The sequence below is a fragment of the Qipengyuania zhejiangensis genome, assembly GCF_035607565.1.
Lineage (GTDB): Bacteria > Pseudomonadota > Alphaproteobacteria > Sphingomonadales > Sphingomonadaceae > Qipengyuania > Qipengyuania zhejiangensis.
Genome location: NZ_JAYKGO010000002.1, coordinates 183,513 through 198,679 on the forward strand (window position 1 = coordinate 183,513; position 15,167 = coordinate 198,679).

Consider the following 15,167-nt stretch of genomic DNA (forward strand, 5'->3'; position numbering starts at 1 on the left):
GTTTGACCGACACTGTTGTTGTAACTGGCGGAAGCGGATTCCTGGGGTCCGCACTGATCGACCTGCTCCTCGATGCGGGCTACGACGTCTGCAATATCGACCTTGTTTCCTCGCGCAGGGCCGCCGATCTGGCCGGCGAACACATCGTCGACCTGACGGACCGCGATGCGACTTTGCAGATCGAGTTCACACCCGGCGCGAACGTGGCCCACCTGGCCGGGCGGCAATACAGCGGACAGGTGAAACGCGCCGTTCGCTCGCGTTTCTTCCAGGAAGGCAACGTCGAAGGCACGCGCAACGCGCTCGACATGGCGCAGCGCAACCAGGCGCAGTCCTTTTCCTTCGTCAGCACCGACATGGTTTACGGCACGCCGCAACGTTCGCCTGTCGATACCGGCCATCCGCGCAACCCGTTCGGTCCTTACGGCGCATCCAAGGTGGCGGCGGAGGACATGATCCTCTCCGAAACGCGCCCGTTCCGCTCGATCGTGTATCGCCCCCGCCTTATCGTGGGGCCCGGCCGGTTCGGCCTGATGGCAAAACTATTCAAGGCAATCCGCAAAGGTCTGCCGGTGCCGATCATCGGTTCGGGCGAGAACGTGTACCAGATGGTCTCGGTCTTCGATTGCGCTTCGGCGATCGTGAAGGGAATAGAGAACCCGGCGGCTGAAGGGGTGTTCAACCTTGGATCGACAGAGAGCGAAAGCAGCCGCCCCCTGATCGACAATTTGATCCGCACCGTGGGATCACGCTCAAGGACAGTTCCGATTCCGAGCGGGATCATCAAACCGGTCCTGCGGGTTCTCGATCGCTTCGATCTCAGCCCGCTGGTGCCCGAACAGTTCGAAATTGCGGATCAGCAATACGTTCTCGACGTGTCGCAAACCCGTGATGTCCTTGGCTGGGACCCGTCACGCAGCGATGCCGAAATGATGCTGGCTGCCTATCGCCGATACTGCGACGTGCACGGGTAGACCTTAGGGCGAAACGTACACCGTTCCGGCGCCCTTGCGCTTGTCGCCCAGATCGACCGGATACGCGGTAAAGCCGTTCGCCTTCGCCCACTCTTCCAGCGGCACGTCGAGATATTCCTCGGTCCCGACAAGGACGGCGGAAGGGGGCGCTGCTTCCAGCAGGCCGGTCAGGCCGCTGGGTGTCTGGACAGCCGAAAAGTATTGCCGGTCGGTTTCGTTCACATATTCGACACCGCGATAGATGAATGGGCCGATCAGGAGGCCGTCGTAAGGGGACAGCCCTGCCTCTATCGCGTGGATCGGTGCCAGCGTCAGGACCGGGCCATCCATCCTGTCCGGGCCGATACGCGCCGCAATCCCCGCGGCGGCGCGGTGGACACTGTTCCCCGTCCATGCGGACGGCCGGGCAATCGTTCGAAGGTCCGGCAAAAGCATCGGGGCGGCGGCAATTGCGCTCAAGATCATTACAGCCGCCAGCACCGGTTGCGCCGCCGCCTTCGCACCCGAGCCTAACGGTCCGTAGAGCACCGCGCACAGGACCAGCGCGAAGGCTATCGGCGGGGCGTAATACTGCGGGAAACCGGGTGTCGGAACAAAAGAGATTGCAAGCGCAAGGCCGACCAGGCCGGATGTCAGCACGATCGGCCACAGGGGTGCCGGTTGCCCCGGCTCTGCCGCGTCACCGCCCCTGCGAAGGCGCACTATCGCAAGATAGGCGACGAGCAGGAAGATCAGCAAGGTTCCACCCGCGAGCCAGGCGCCCTGCGCGAGGATCATCTTGCCCCTCAGCCCAAGGGCAACCGGCCCTTCCAGTTCCGATTGCGCGGTCCAGAAAGCCACGTGCGCATCCCCGTGAAAGCGCACGACATGCGCAAGGAAGCTCTGCGGTTCGCGGATCAGGTAGAACAGCGTGGGAATACCGGCCAGCAACGCGCCCACGGCAAGCGGCAAGGTGACGCGCACGAAACGCTGGGCCAGCGGCAGTTGGCGCGGAGCCAACAGCGCGCACAGACCCACCGCAGGGATCAGCAGCGCGTAGTTCGCCTTCATTCCGATCGCGACGGAAAAGAACACGCCCGCAAGGAAACACTGCATCGCCTTTCCAGGGACTTCGGACGCCCCTTTCAACAGGAACAGCAGGCCAAGCAAGGCGAAGGGGACAGGCGCGAAATTGTTGGTCACGATCATCCCTGCCGGACCGAGCAGCAGCGGATTGAGCGCGAGCAGGACAGCCAGCATCAGCCCAAAGGCGCGCGAACCGCCCATGAACCGTGCAATGGCGTAAAGCGCGTAGAGGCTTACCCCCCAGAACAGCACCACCACCAAACGCCCCGTCAGCAGGACCCTCTCCGTTCCGAACAGGTCGAGAACCGCGCGCATCATCAGCGGGAAATTGGGCAGGTGGGTGTAGTTGATTTCGCGGTAAAGGTCCGCGCGATCCGCGTAAAAGGCGGCCGCCAGGTAGAAGTGTTCATCATGCCGCAGTGGGTACGCCATGATCCGGGAGAACAGCGCCGCACACACGACGGCAACTGCAGCGATCGCAAGCGGAGTGCGATAGGTTTCCAGATAGATCCGCGCCTTGTCGAACGCCTTGTCCCAAACCCCCTCGGAAACCGGGCGGAAGCTGGATTCCGACATGTTCAAGGCTTCTTCGCCCCGCGGTAGATGCGTTCCTTGAAATACCATTGGTAGGGCGCAATCTCGAAAAGCTTGTGGGCAGCGTGGGTCAGCGCGAAGGTGATCGGCGTGGTTACGAGGAAGAACAGGCCCATCGAAAGCGCCCAATTGTCGGTAAACAAGTCGTACCGCACGAAAAGGCCGCGAACCGCGAAGTAGGTGTAGGGATGGATCAGATACAGCGAATAGCTGACCGTCCCCAGATATGCGACCGCCCGGCTCCTGGAAATCGCGGTGCTCAGGCTTTCGGGCTGGATCGCGAAATAGAAATACAGGACCGTGCTGAAGAGCAACGCCCACGCGTAAGGCGAATCGATGAATTCCCGATCGAAGGAACTGCGATAATTGGCTGCCAGGTATATCCAGATCGCCAGCAGGATGATCTCGCAGGCGCGGATGCTCCGCACGGTCGGCCGCCAGTCAAGATCGTGCGCCAGCCGGATTGCCATCCCGCCCACGAAGAACAGGGCCACCGGATATCGGATGATGAACAGCGCCGCGAGGACAAGGATGATTGTGCCGAACACCCAGGACCGCTTGCGGATGAGGAAATGGAACCCCAGCGCCGCCAGGGCATAGAACATGACCTCGTAAGTCAGGCTCCAGGCGTTTGGCGTCAGCTGTTCGGTTCCGGTCAGCAGGTTGGTGAAGAGGAACCCCGACACCACCGTCAGAACGTTGTTCGATCCGGGATAGGCGTTGGTCAGCGCATTCAGCAGCACATACAGCACGCTGAGCACGAAGAAGAGCGGGTAAAGCCGCAGGAAGCGACGCTCGGCGAAATCCTTTAGCGAATACCGCTGGATACTTGGCAGGATGACAAAGCCGCTGATCGTGAAGAACAGCTCCACCCCCCACACGCCGACATTCCACGGTCCGCGCACAAGTTCGACGTAGAACGCATTCTGGGCATAGATATGCTCGGCCGTGCCGCCCAAAAGATGGGCGAAGAACACCATCAGCGAGGCGATCCCGCGCAGCCCGTGGGTGGCGGCGTTGAACTCGCGGTTCCTGGGCACGTAGCTGGCGCGCGCGGGCTCGTGGGCAACAGCCTCGGTCATGTCCCTGCCCGCTTCTGCTGTGCATTCCCGGCCCGCATCACAGGATGCTCACGCCGGTCAGTTTTTGCGTGTGCGCGAAATCGAGGAAGCGGTCGAAATTGGTCCATCCCGCATCGTCGATCCCGTCCCACGGATCGTGCAAACCGACCTTTGCGCCATGCGCGCGTTCCCAACTGTCCGCCATCCCGTCACCGTCACTGTCGATATAGGGTTGGCCGGGATCAAGTTCGGGCATCGTGCCGGCAGACTGGCGTATCCCGCCCCCACCGCTCCGCACTTCGCCCACGATCCGGCGGTCAACCGCGTCGCGCGGGAATGCCCCGGCTTCTTCCAGCACGGCCTCATAGGCCGCTTCGGCATCGACCGCCTCGATCCTGAGCGGGCAGACCGGATCGCTTGCCAGCGCATTTCCGACCGAACCGGTCAGCATCGGAATACCGATGTTGCGGTTGTCCGCCTGGTATATTCGCGCCGGACCTTTCGAACCCCTGATCGAACGGTCGATCGCGGCAGCCCTTCCGCGATTGGTGTCCGGACCGGCAATATAGGAATTGCCGACAATGTTGACCGGCGATCCGCCGTAGCTTTCCCAAACTTCGGTGAACTGGGATTGGGCGTTGTAGAACACGTTGTTGACGACATCGACGCAGGAGGCGGGCGGCACGTTGACGTCGGGATTGCGATCCCCGTTGTGGGCACAAAGATTGCCAAGGAAACTGATGTTTTGCGGGCCCTTCGGATCACTTGCCAGCAAAGCGCATTTGTCGTGCCGGGGAATCCCTTCTGCAAGAATCGACCGCGAGATCGTCAGACGGTCGTTGTCCCCCCATGCGCCGATATTCTCGTCGAGCGCCCATGACGTGCTGACATGGTCGATGATCACGTCCCGGCTGTTGGCGATGGTGATGGCGTCGTTGGCGCCGCGATCCGTGCCTGCGCGGTCCATTCGCATCCGCAGGTGACGCACGATCACATCGTGCGTGTCGGCGATGGCGAGCGGCGTGAACCCCGTATCGCCGCCCGCGTGGGACAAGGTGATCCCGTCCCCCGGCGCCGTTTCGCCTGCGATGGTGATGAAGCCATTGCGGATGGCCGGGCGCTTGGACGTGAACCGGATCACACCGGCCACCTCGAATACGCAAACCCGCGGCCCATCGAGTTCGATGCATTCGCGCAACGAACCCGGTCCGCTGTCGTCCAGCGTTGTCACCTTGACGATCTGGCCGCCCAATCCGCCGCGTGCGTCCCGCCCGTATCCTTCGGCACCGATGAAGGCGGCGCGCCCTTCCGCCTGGGATCGACAGCCGGTTGCGGCAGTAGCAAGTGCCAGAACCAGGGCGAAAAGCCGCATCATGGCGATCAGAGCTTCTGGCGTATGCCGAGCGTCACGACGAAATTGTTGTACTTGTCGATCTCGGCCAGGGCATTTCGTTCTACATAGCCAGCCTCGGTGTAGAGCGAGGTCCGGCGGTTGACCAGATATTCGAGCCCGCCGCCAAAACCGGCGTTCCGCAGTGTTCCGCGCGATTCCCCGCGATACGCCCGTTCAACATAGGACATCGAAAGATTGCCCAGAAGATTGTGGCGGATTTCCTGGTTCACAACGACACGCGCGATCGTATCGATACGCGTCGTGGCGCCGGAACGGACGGTGGCCACATCGCCGCGCTCCAGGGTGAAGGTGACGGCCGTGCGCTGGCGGGGTTTCCACGCGACTTTCCCGGTGAGGCGCAGGCCGGTGTAAGGTTCGATGGACGGATCGTCAGGGTCGGTACGAAACACGCCGACACCAAAGAACCCCTGAATGCGGTCCCCCAATTCGCGCCGCACGCCCACCACGGCCCCGAAGGTGTTCTGATCGCGGTCGATCCCGGCCTGGTCGGTGGCGAGGCGGAAATCCCGCCTGTTGGCGAACCCTTCGACAAAGATATCGGTCGATGCCGCGATGCGATAACCCATGTTGACCGCGGCACGATACGCCTGCTGGTCGCGGTCGGCATCGTCAGGGCTCAACAGGTCGAACTTTTCCGTCCCCACATTGAGGCCCCACCGGATCTGTCCGCTTGCATCGCGATACGAACCTTCGGCCAGGAAAACGTCGATCTTGCGCGGTCGATCGGTCGGGCCGGCGTTGGTTTCGGGGTCGGCCCGCCCTTCGATGTTCCGGTCGTAAGCCACCTTCGCATCGAAATTCTGTTCTTTCGATGGGGTGAGGCCCAGTGCCAATGAAGTCCCGTACGTATTGGAATTTTCGCGGGGATTTTCCTTGTGACGGATCAGCGACCCGTGCCCTTCCGCCACGATCGACCCGGTGCCGATCTGTTGCGAGTAGGCGACGCTGGCACGGATGATAGCACGCAGGTCTTCCGCGGTGTCCTGCGATGTCAGGAACAGATTGTCGACATAGTCGGCCCGTGCATCGAATTCGGCGAGGAGCAATCCGCTCCCGACCGAAATTCCTTCGTACTCATATCCGGGACGGGGAAGTTTGACCGGCGACGGATCCTGGTTTTGAGCCGCTGCGGGTGCGCAAAGCGACAGCGCCGCCGTGGCGACCGCCACGCTTTGCAGCACACCCTTCCATTGCGGACTTTTGGTACATTCAGACAAGTCCGGAATTCCTTAGAACCAGGTTTCGTTTACGATGACCGTGTCGCCCGGCATGACCTGGGTGTCGGCATCGCCCCTGCCCTTGGTCTGCTGGCCCCTGATGGTGCGATTGATGCCATAGGTCTTCGTATCGGCCCGGAAGGTGTGGCCACCTGCAATCGAGATCGCGGTCAGGACTGTCATACCCGGCACGTAAGGATACGCCCCGGGGACCTTCACTTCGCCCAGAATGTAGAACGGGCGATAGGCTTCTATCTGCACGCTCACCACCGGGCTGACGGCGATCTCCCTGCTTTCGAGCAGGCCGGCGATGTGCGTTTCGAGCTGCGACGTCGTCTTGCCATCGGCAGCGATCGATCCCAGCATCGGCAGCGACACCGTACCGACATCGCTCACGTTGTAATCGTTGCTCAAGGCATCGAAACCACCCACCACGATCCGGATCTTGTCGCCGGCACCCAGTTCGTAACCGGCGGCATCCATCGCGACCTGCGGCAGGGGTTCAAGCCGGGCAGTCGGGTTCGAGCAGGCGGACGCCACCACAAGCAGCAACGCGGCTCCAATCATGCGAAAGTTCATGGGCTTAACCCTCCCTGTTCAGCCTTCCAGACGTAGCGGCCCGATCCGCTCCCCGCAATTGCCCCATCGGGATAGGTCGATGGCCCAGTGGAGGTGGTCCAATCCGAAAACGCTAACGCCTCACCAGCGCAAGAATACCGATCCGCATGGCAAACAGCAGCGGCACAACCCACAGTCGGGCGTACATGTGGGTCGAGGCGCTGGCCACGATCACGAAAACGAAGCCGATCGACAGCGCCAGCGCACCAGCCGTCCGATCGGCCGCGAAAGCCTTTACGGCCACGAACGCGAACAGGCCCAACGCGAAACACCATCCGAGCAAGGCAAACAGCCCGCCTTCGGTCCAGATTAGCAGGAAGGCGTTATGGACCGGCGCCTCGCCGTCGCTGACCGCACGGAACTGGTCGGCGCCCAGCCCCAGGATGTTGGTGTCGTCCGAAATCTCCAACGCCTCCTCGATAAGATCCATCCGGCCGCTGTAGGTCCCGGCGGAGGAAATATCGCCGGATTCCACCGCGCCAAGGACGCGTTCCTCGAAGCTCTGCGGCAGCGTGAAGCCGGCAGCGAACGCCACCAGCAAGAGCGCTGCGCCAGCGGCCATCGGCTTCCAGGCGCGCCAGCCATAGGCCGCGACAACGAAGACCAGCAACGCGACCGAACTGCTGATCAGACCGGTGACCGATGCCGTCAGGATCAGGGCGAGGCCCAGAATGGCCGCCCCGATCAATCCGATCCACAAGGGCCAGTACCCGGTGCGGATGAAGAAAAGGACGAACGGAAGCGCGAGGGATATCACCGCCGCATTGCGGTTGGCGCTGCCGAAGAACGAGCCGAGACGTTGGGCGCCGGTGACGAAATTGTGGTTGATCCAGGCGAGACCGAAGGGAACGTCGCCATAAAGGTAGTACATGACGATGCTGAACAGTTCGGCCAGCACGACGATACCGACCGAAATCGTGATGAACCGCCACAGTTCCGCGCGCGACCGACCGAAAATGAAATAGGGCAGGACCAGATAGGCAAAGAGATATTGCGAACCGACCACCGCGAACCGCAACGGATCGCCGTTAACCAGGCTGCTGACCCCCAGCGCCAGCAGCATCAGGCAAAAGGCCAGGATCCACCATGCGGTCAGCCCTGCAAACGGATTGAGGTTCAGCCTGCCCGACATCAGCGCGAACACCAGCCCGACCGCGAAACACCCGTCCCCCAGCGTGAACTGGATGTCCGGGTGGAACCGCCACATCATGAACGGCAGAAGCGCAAGGCCCAGAATGATTGCGCGATAGGCGATGCGGTCCATCACCTGATGCGCCAGCGATGCGGAACCGGCGGGCGATAATCCGCTGAGGGGTGTGTCGAACCCGGTGTTCATTTACTTCGCCAGCCAGTGGGTCAGATCGCGGTCCAGCAAGGCGCCCAGATTTTCGACGTCGGCGGCGTAGAAATCGCGCATCGATGCGCGCAGATCGCCGCCGAGTTCCGGGTATTCGACCTCGCGCGCGAGGCGCCTGTGCAGCGCGGTGAACCACGGCTTCGAGCGAAGCGGTTTGACGAGAGCCTTCACCGGCGCGAACGCCTTGCGCACCGGAAGCGGCAACATCGGCGCATCCTTCACATTGGCCCGTTCCGCCAATGCCAGCCGATCGCCCTGATCCGGCAGGTGCAGGAATTGCGTCACTTCGCGCACGACCTCCAGCGGCCTTGATCGAATGTCGTCGTAAAAGATGATCTTGATGCGGTCTTCGGGAAACCAGTCGAGGAAACGCTGGATGTGCCGGTGATAAAGGCCATCGACCAGAAATCGGGGAAAGGCATGGTCCGGGCTGCCGAGAAAGCGCGCAATGTCACCATCCACCGTGCCGCGCCGGAAATACATGCAATAATCGGAATAGGCCCTGTCCACCGGATTGCGCAGCTGGATCACTATTCGCGCATCGGGCAGCAATCGCGCCATGCGTTCGGGAGCCTGTTCATGCGCCAGGTAATCGGCCGATTTTTCGGAGATCGTCTGATCGGGGCGGGCATCGACGAACCATGAACGATACCACTCCTCGCCGCGGTCGAATTCGCTGCTGAAATAATGGGGTTCCGGTCCGGGAATGAACACGTCGTCCCGGCTGCGAAGCTGGTTCGCAATCCAGGTGGTGGCAGCCTTGGCAGCGCCGACAACGACGAATTCGGGTAGTCCCTTTGTCACCACTGTCACCGCATTGCGAGCTCGACGATATACTTGAGAATACGGCCCGCAGCCCGGCAATCGTCAGTGGTCAGCGTGTGATCCACCTGCAGCATGATCGTGGTTTCGCCAAGTTCACGGGCGACCGGAAGCCGCTGATCCGGTGCCAGCTCATACCCTTCGAACGCAGGTTCAAGGTAGATTTCCGGGCAGGAACCGGTCGAACAGGGGAGCCCCGCCGCCGCCGCATTTTCGATGATGTGCCGCCGTTCCCAGCCATCGCGCAGCATCTCGGGCCGAATGGCGACGTAATACTTGTAACGTGCGTGCTCCACGCCATCGCGCGGTTGCATCAAACGGATCGCAGGTACGCCGGCCAGTTCCGCTTCGATCGCGGCTGCATTGGATCGCCTTGCAGCCAAGCGGTCATCCAGCTTGCCGATCTGCAGCAGCCCAATGGCCGCCTGCATTTCGGTAAGGCGGAAATTGCTGCCCAGTGAATCGTGCAGGTAGAGAAAATCCGGACCCGGAACGATCCCGGCGTAATTGTCGGGATCCTTGCCATGGTCCTTGTAGGCCCACGCCTTCTTCCAGCAGTCACGGTGGCGCGTGACCATCATTCCGCCCTCGCCCGCGGTAGAAATGATCTTGTCGGTGCAGAAGGAGAAGGCGGCCGCATCCCCAAAGGACCCGACCGGCTGCCCGTCGATAAGGGCACCATGCGCCTGGGCGCAGTCCTCGATCACGCGCAAATCGCGCCGTTCGGCCAGCTCCATGATGTCGGCCATCTCGCACGGCCATCCGGCAAGGTGGACGACTATGATGGCCTTGGTGTTCGCGGTCAGCGCGGCTTCGATGGTCGACGCGGTTATATTCTGGCTCACGCGGTCGACATCGGCGAACACGGGTCTGGCACCGCACGCAATCACGCAGCTCGCCGTGGCCATGAAGCTGCGGGCTGGGACGATTACTTCGTCGCCTGCTCCGATGCCGAGGGCATGCAAGGCGAGTTCGAGGGCAAGCGTGCCGTTGGCCACCGCAATCGCATGGGGAACACCGCAAAGGTCTGCCATCGCCTTTTCGAAGGCTTCGTTCTGCGCGCCATGATGCAGGGCGTTGACCTTGCCCGAACGCAGAACATCGCACGCAGCCTGGACCTCATCCTCGCCAAATGTGGGCCAGGTGGACCGGTTGGGCACTTCGGCTGGACTGCCCAGATCAGGCCCGGAGGTTTCTATCGTGGTGTGCGAGTTCAAGCGACAGGGCTCGCATTATGCGGGGCGGTGCCCCGCGGTTGGACGCGCGCTATCCCGTTGCCATCCGCGGCCAGCGTGTCTGCCAGGAAGGCCGGTGCCACCGGGATGGCCTGTGTTTCGGGATGAACCTGCATTGCATCCTCCCCTTCTTCGAGCAGGCGGAACACCAGGTTACGCACGGCCCAGTCGTCGGCATGACTTGCATAGACATCTAGACGGTTGAAAATCTCGTTCAGCACCTTCAGCGATATCGCATCCGGCTCCGCCTCGAAGATTCCGTCGAGAACCGACGGGAGCTGGTGCTCGTGGTCGCTGAACAGTTCCTCGAAGAGCTTTTCGCCGGGACGCAGCCCCACGAACTTGATCTGGATGTCCTTTTCCGGAACCTTGCCCGAAAGGCGGATCATCCGCTTGGCTACGTCGAGGATTTTCACCGGCTCGCCCATGTCGAGAACGAAGATCCTGCCGCGCTCGACCTCGTCGGACCGGGCCGATGCCTGCAACACAAGCTGCACGGCTTCCTGAACGGTCATGAAGAACCGTTCGATATCGGGATGTGTGACGGTCAACGGACCACCGGCCAGCAACTGCTTTTCGAACAGCGGGATCAACGAACCGCTCGAACCCAGAACGTTGCCGAAACGCACGGTGAGGAAGCGCGGCGCGTCCTCTCCGTCGGCGCTGGCGATGTCGCGCGCCTGGCAATACAATTCGCCAAGCCGCTTGGTTGCCCCCATCATCCCGATCGGATTGACCGCCTTGTCGGTCGACACCTGCACCATTGTCCTGGTGCCATAGCGGAATGCAGCATCCACCACGTTGCGTGTGCCCAGAACGTTGGTCTGCACGCCGGCCGAGGGGTGCTTCTCGACGATGGGCACGTGCTTCAGGGCCGCCGCGTGGAAAACCATTTCCGGTTCGAACTGGGCGAATACGTCCATCAATTGCCTGCGTTGCCGAATACAACACAGAACGGCGCTCCTTTCGACGCCGGGGAAGTCGTTTTTCATTTCGTTATCGACTTCGTAGAGTGCGAACTCCGAGGACTCTAGCAGGATCAGGTGCGAAGGTTTGAACGAGGCGATCTGGCGCGCCAGTTCGCGGCCGATGGTGCCACCGGCGCCTGTGACCAGGACGCTGCGACCTTCGATGGATTGGCTCACGACTTCGTAGTCGAGGACGTTCTGCGGACGGCCGAGCAGATCGGCGAGATTGACGGGCTGCAGCGCCTGATTGTCCTTCTGGACATCGACCGGAGCTGACCGGTTGGCCCCGACATAGGATTCCAGAGACGGCAGGCAGGCGACACTGAGGCCGAGACTTTCGGCCTTCGCCACCATTTGCAAGTAGGGCGACACACGCAGGCGATCCTGTGGTTCCGCGATCACCAGCCGCGTCGGGCGTTTGCCCCTGGCGCTTTGCTGGGCAACGATGGTCTCGAGATCCATGGGCATACCGAGCACCGGCAATCCGCGCATCCGCGACCAGCGCTTGCTGCCTTCCTCGAGCATGATGCCAAGCGGACGCCCCGCTTCGACATGGTGGCATTCGAGCCCGCGAAGGACCAGCTCGATGCGATCGCCGCTACCGGCGAAAAGGGTATATTCGTCCTCTCCGTCCCGGCCCGAAAGGGGTTCCGGCGGCATGATCGAGCCGCGCATGTATTCGGAGACGAGGCGACGCAGAAGGCGTGGCCCCATGCAGCCACCCACCACAAGCATCCCGTACAGTACCGGCAGGCTGCGCGGACGCCATGCACCAAGCGTCTGGGTGCTCAGAAGCAGGATCATGCCGAGCGTAAGAATTGAACCGTACAAGACGATCCGCGTAATGTCGCGCGTGGAGGAATAGCGCCAGGAAACCCCTTGGAGACCCAGCAGGACGTGGGCGACAACGGCCAGTATCGCGATAAAGGGCGAAACCGAGTGCACGGCTTCGAGCATCACGGGCGGCGGCTCAATCCCGCCTGTACGAAGCCACAACGCACCGTACAGAGCGGCGACAGCCACCAGCGCATCCAGGCCGACGACGACCAGGTTACGTAGCGTGAGACGAAAACTGAGATATCGGCCTGCGGCGTGCATGGAACCCCCGGGGTTGAAGATGCGCGCTCCGAATGTTGGTTCGTAAGGCCGATCCCGTCCGGGTCTTCCTTGCCCCATCGTGTCGCGTGGGCTGTTGAGTTCCTTGATAAACGGTAAACTTACGAAACTAACTGGAATTAAGGGTGTGACACGCGCTCCGTTTGGCGGGGCGGTAGCCCTTTAGGAGTAACCGGAACTCCGCGCAGACAGGTGTTGGGCGCTTTTAGGGCACGGCGGGGTAATCCGAACCACGCAGCCAATGATCCGTTGTTGCCACTGATTGTCCGAGCATCTCGGTCTATGCTTATGCTATGAATGCGCTTTCCGGATCACCTCCCCTGAAAAATGCGATCGAATGCCGCCCATCCGGGCAGGCAATCGGCACAGGCGCACATTCGCTGTCCGCCAGCACCGCTCGGCCTGTGCGAATCTGCTTTCCGTTCGAGGATCGTTCGCGGGAGGTGGGCGGCAGTCACATTTCCGCCGCCGGACTGATCGCGGCGATGGACAAATCCCGCTTCGATCCCACCATCGTGCTGCTTGGCGAACCGGGCATGCTGACGGAATTCTTCCAGTCGGTATCCGTGCCCGTGAAGCGCATCGATATCGGTTCGCGCAATCTCGCCAATCCGGTTTCAGCGTGGAAGGCCGTGTCTCGCGCGGCGCGCCATCTGGCCGACGGGCGCTACGACGTGGTGCACACCAACGAAGGCAAGATGCACGCCGTGTGGGGCATCGCCGCCAAGATGGCCGGCGTGAAGCAGGTATGGCACCATCGCGGCAATCCGGCGGCGCGCGGGCTTACCTTGCTGGCTCCGGCGGTGGCCGAGCGGGTTGTCTCGGTTTCGTCCTATGCCGCGCCGCGCCCGTCGTTCTATTCCGCCGCCGAGCGCTGCACCGTGATCCACAGCCCGTTCGACCTGTCGTTGTGCGACACGGACCGCGCGGCATCCCGCAAGGCGGCAATCGCTTCGCTCGGCGTACCGGAAGATGCGGTGCTGATCGGGTATTTCGGCCATTACAGCGATCGCAAGCGACCGGTTGGCTTCATCGATGCCTTGGCCGCCGCGAGGCGCCGCATGCCCGAACGCGAAATCCACGGGCTGATGTTCGGCGAGGAACATGATGAAGGCATGCTCGCGCGGATGCAAAGCGCGATCGAGCGGCATGGCCTTGGCAAGAACGTTCGCCTGATGGGCTTTCGCAAGCCAATCGCGCCGTGGATTGCGGCGTGCGACGCAACGCTGGTCACCGCGGTCCAGGAACCCTTCGGGCGAACTCTGATCGAAGCCATGCTGCTGGAAACGCCCGTCATCGCAGCAGCGTCCGGCGGCAATCTGGAAGCAATCGAAGACGGGGTTACGGGCCTGCTCGCACCAGCCGACGATCCCGATGCGCTTGCCGATGCGCTGGTTCGCCTTCTTTCACGGCCCGATCTGGCGGAATCGATTGCCACGCACGCCAGGCTCGATGCCCTCGACAAGTTCGGCATCGAAGCACACACCCGTGCCGTCGAGGCGGTTTACGACAGCCTTTCAAGCGGAGCATCGGTCTGATGAAGGTGCTCCACATCATCACCGGCCTCAATGTCGGCGGTGCCGAAAACATGCTGTGCAAGCTGCTGGAAAACGGCAACGCATCCGACCGTAGCGCAGCGGTCCTTTCGCTGCTTGATCCCGGGCCGCTTGCCGAACGGATCCGTGCGATCGGCGTGCCGATCTATACGCTTGGCATGAAGTCGGGTTTGGCGGGACCGATCTCCACGATCCGCCTTGCCCGGATCGTGAATATCGTATCGCCCGACGTGCTTCACGGGTGGATGTATCACGGCAATCTTGCCGCGACGTTCGCGCATTCCACCGTTGCGCGGCGGTTGCCGTTGATCTGGAATGTGCGCCATTCGCTTGCCGATCCGTCGCTGGAAACGCGCCGCACTCGCGCAATCCTGAAAATTAGCGCCGCGATTTCGCGGGCGCCGTCCTCGATCATCTACAACTCCGCGCGCGCGGCAGATCAGCACGAGAAATACGGCTATTCTCCGCACCGACGAGTGGTCATTCCAAACGGCTTCGATTTCGACATCTTCCGGCCGAACATCCAGGCACGCAAGCGCATGGGCGGCGAATTCGCCATCGATCCCGGTGCCACGGTGGTTGGTATCGTCGCGCGCCTGCATCCGATGAAAGCCCACGCAATGCTGGTGAAGGCGGTGGGCCACGCCCGCGCGGCAGGACGGGACCTGCACCTGGTGATGATCGGAGAGGGCATTTCCAGCCCGCCCGCCGAATTGGCAGCCGCCATTGCGGACCATCTGCCCGCCGATCGCGTGACGTTGCTGGGCGCGCGGTCCGATATCGCGGATATCCTGCCCGGTTTCGACATACTGGCGGTGCCTTCCGGCTGGGGCGAAGGTTTCCCGAACGTCATCGGCGAGGCGCTGGCTTGCGAAGTGCCTGTCGTGACTACCGACGTTGGCGACAGCGCGTTGATCGTGGCCGAGAACGGCATAGTCGTGGCGCCCGGCGATGCGGATTCCTTTGCCCAGGCCCTGGTTGAACTGACCGACCTTGGCCCCGAAGGGCGTGCCGCAATGGGCCGGGCCGGACGCAATCGCACACGCGGACTGTACGGTCTGGCAGAGATCGCCGACCGGTACGAACGCCTCTACGAAGCGGTGTCGGGCGACGATGGAACGCCCCGGCGCACCCTCGACGTGCAGGAAGAGCCCGTTAGGATACGATGAC

12 protein-coding genes are annotated in these 15,167 nt (G+C 62.1%); 3 read left to right on the plus strand and 9 right to left on the minus strand.

What is annotated here, in order from left to right; all coding sequences use genetic code 11:
- Positions 1-2 precede the first annotated feature (2 nt).
- Positions 3-974: an NAD-dependent epimerase/dehydratase family protein gene (locus VR863_RS06890; RefSeq protein ID WP_324827731.1), complete on the plus strand. Its 972-nt coding sequence runs from the start codon at positions 3-5 to the stop codon at positions 972-974.
- Positions 975-977: 3 nt separating this feature from the next.
- On the opposite strand, the gene VR863_RS06895 is transcribed toward VR863_RS06890, so the two are convergent.
- From VR863_RS06895 to VR863_RS06935, 9 genes are all read right to left on the minus strand, one after another.
- Positions 978-2,621, minus strand: a complete 1,644-nt coding sequence (locus VR863_RS06895; protein WP_324827732.1) for a hypothetical protein — start codon at positions 2,619-2,621, stop codon at positions 978-980.
- Positions 2,618-3,715 carry an acyltransferase family protein gene (locus tag VR863_RS06900; RefSeq protein WP_324827733.1) on the minus strand — a complete coding sequence of 366 codons (1,098 nt, stop codon included), beginning with the start codon at positions 3,713-3,715 and terminating at the stop codon, positions 2,618-2,620. Before VR863_RS06900 ends, VR863_RS06895 begins: the two co-directional genes overlap by 4 nt.
- A gap of 37 nt (positions 3,716-3,752) precedes the next feature.
- Positions 3,753-5,069 (minus strand): pectate lyase family protein, encoded by a 1,317-nt coding sequence (locus VR863_RS06905; protein ID WP_324827734.1) that lies wholly within the window; start codon positions 5,067-5,069, stop codon positions 3,753-3,755.
- 5 nt (positions 5,070-5,074) lie between these two features.
- Positions 5,075-6,325 (minus strand): outer membrane beta-barrel protein, encoded by a 1,251-nt coding sequence (locus VR863_RS06910; RefSeq protein WP_324827735.1) that lies wholly within the window; start codon positions 6,323-6,325, stop codon positions 5,075-5,077.
- 12 nt (positions 6,326-6,337) lie between these two features.
- Complete coding sequence (locus tag VR863_RS06915; RefSeq protein ID WP_324827736.1) at positions 6,338-6,904, minus strand: polysaccharide biosynthesis/export family protein; 567 nt, start codon at positions 6,902-6,904, stop codon at positions 6,338-6,340.
- Between the two features lie 112 nt (positions 6,905-7,016).
- Complete coding sequence (locus VR863_RS06920; RefSeq protein ID WP_324827737.1) at positions 7,017-8,279, minus strand: O-antigen ligase family protein; 1,263 nt, start codon at positions 8,277-8,279, stop codon at positions 7,017-7,019.
- Positions 8,280-9,104, minus strand: a complete 825-nt coding sequence (locus VR863_RS06925) for a sulfotransferase family protein (RefSeq protein WP_324827738.1) — start codon at positions 9,102-9,104, stop codon at positions 8,280-8,282.
- Positions 9,105-9,109: 5 nt separating this feature from the next.
- On the minus strand, positions 9,110-10,339 hold the full coding sequence (locus VR863_RS06930) for a DegT/DnrJ/EryC1/StrS family aminotransferase (protein ID WP_324827739.1): 1,230 nt from the start codon (positions 10,337-10,339) through the stop codon (positions 9,110-9,112).
- Positions 10,336-12,423, minus strand: coding sequence for a nucleoside-diphosphate sugar epimerase/dehydratase (locus VR863_RS06935; RefSeq protein ID WP_324827740.1), 2,088 nt, complete (start codon positions 12,421-12,423; stop codon positions 10,336-10,338). Before VR863_RS06935 ends, VR863_RS06930 begins: the two co-directional genes overlap by 4 nt.
- 461 nt (positions 12,424-12,884) lie before the next feature.
- Here VR863_RS06935 and VR863_RS06940 point away from each other — a divergent pair, with 461 nt between their 5' ends.
- Complete coding sequence (locus VR863_RS06940; protein ID WP_324827741.1) at positions 12,885-13,979, plus strand: glycosyltransferase; 1,095 nt, start codon at positions 12,885-12,887, stop codon at positions 13,977-13,979.
- A complete protein-coding gene (locus VR863_RS06945) occupies positions 13,979-15,166 on the plus strand; it encodes a glycosyltransferase (RefSeq protein WP_324827742.1) in 1,188 nt (395 codons plus the stop codon). Before VR863_RS06940 ends, VR863_RS06945 begins: the two co-directional genes overlap by 1 nt.
- Position 15,167: the final 1 nt, after the last annotated feature.

Coding starts and splice junctions, on each gene's coding strand:
- VR863_RS06900 (WP_324827733.1), bottom strand. CDS start 3,715: ATGACCGAGGCTGTTGCCCACGAGCCCGCGCGCGCCAGCTACGTGCCC.
- VR863_RS06905 (WP_324827734.1), bottom strand. CDS start 5,069: ATGATGCGGCTTTTCGCCCTGGTTCTGGCACTTGCTACTGCCGCAACC.
- VR863_RS06915 (WP_324827736.1), bottom strand. CDS start 6,904: ATGAACTTTCGCATGATTGGAGCCGCGTTGCTGCTTGTGGTGGCGTCC.
- VR863_RS06920 (WP_324827737.1), bottom strand. CDS start 8,279: ATGAACACCGGGTTCGACACACCCCTCAGCGGATTATCGCCCGCCGGT.
- VR863_RS06935 (WP_324827740.1), bottom strand. CDS start 12,423: ATGCACGCCGCAGGCCGATATCTCAGTTTTCGTCTCACGCTACGTAAC.
- VR863_RS06945 (WP_324827742.1), top strand. CDS start 13,979: ATGAAGGTGCTCCACATCATCACCGGCCTCAATGTCGGCGGTGCCGAA.